The 1,228-nt window shown below is 51.5% G+C and carries 1 protein-coding gene; it reads right to left on the reverse strand.

The genetic code is table 11. The features are described 5' to 3' along the window. Window positions 1-133: 133 nt before the first annotated feature. Window positions 134-1,228 (reverse strand): relaxase/mobilization nuclease domain-containing protein (locus tag D5281_RS24990; RefSeq protein ID WP_160562543.1); only part of this gene is annotated, 1,095 nt, incomplete at its 5' end.

Genomic DNA, 1,228 nt, shown 5'->3' on the forward strand with positions numbered 1-1,228 from the left:
ACCGCCCATTTTTCCCCGGCGACGGCGGCGCGTATGGTTTCATATTCCGGCATTTTCTGGTTTTCCATGCTTCAACGCTCCTGTCTGTATTTGATAGCCTTATCATAGCACAGCGGCGGGGATTTTGCTATCCTTATCCGCGCTCTGTTCCCTTTTCACGTTCCGGCTGCCTGTCTGCCTGTAAAATGCTGTCAATGTTCTGCTTGATAATATCATATTCCCGGACTTTCTTTTTCAGCTTCCCATAGTCGGCGTAAAGGGCTTCTTTCTGCGTTTGGAGGGCTTCATACTCCGCTTGCAGCGCGGCGAGGTTCGGGAGCTTCGCAATGCCCGCCGCTTTCAGCGACCTTGCGGCGGCTTCATGGAGGATAATTGCCTGTTCCTGTCCGGCGCGGTATTTTTCCCTGTTTTTTGCCTTGCGGTATGCGTCATAGACGGGCTTTGTCTTTTGGTAGGTGGAAACATTCTTGATAAGCACCGCCATATCCGCAAGCCGCTTTTCGGCGTTCTTCAATGCGTCTGCCGCCTGTCTGCTTTCCGCTGCCATTTCCTCAATCCGGCTGACTAAATCTGCGTACTGCTCAATCTTATGTTCCGTCAAGAAATTCATTGTTTTAGCTGCCTGTTTCAGATTATGGATTTTCGCCCACTGTTCATAGCCCTTGCTCTGCGCCGCCTTGATACTGTTCTCAATGTCGATAAGCAGCGACACGCCGCGCTGTTCTCTGGGAGCTTTCGTCGCTTTTGTCCGTCTGCCCGCTATCCGTTCCCTTATGGCTTCCTCTGTATAGTCTGCGCCGAGGGTTTTAAGGCGGGTGAAGCGTTCCTGTCCGGGGGCGCGGCATGATACATATTTCCCCGGCTTTATCTCATAGCCCGCCGCCTGTAACCGCTGCAACAATTCCTCAAAACTGGAAACTTGGGGGATAAGCGCGTCAAGGGCGGTTTTTAGCTTGCCTTTCCAACTTGTACCCGTCTTTTCTGCCTGGTACTCTGCATAGCTTTTTCCCTTGCTGCCCTTGCCGGGAACAACGACGGACAAGCCATTTTCCCGGCACAGCTTGTCGCTCATGTTCCGTATGCCGTAATAGCTCCTTTTGTTGGAATTGTATTTGTGGTGGTCTACGAAATTTACGGCGCAGAAAATAATGTGATTGTGGACGTGTCCTTTGTCAATGTGCGTCGTGAGTACATATTCATGCTGCCCCTTTGTTACCGCGTCGGCAAG

It is taken from the genome of Parablautia muri (assembly GCF_009917485.1).
Taxonomy (GTDB): domain Bacteria; phylum Bacillota; class Clostridia; order Lachnospirales; family Lachnospiraceae; genus Suilimivivens; species Suilimivivens muri.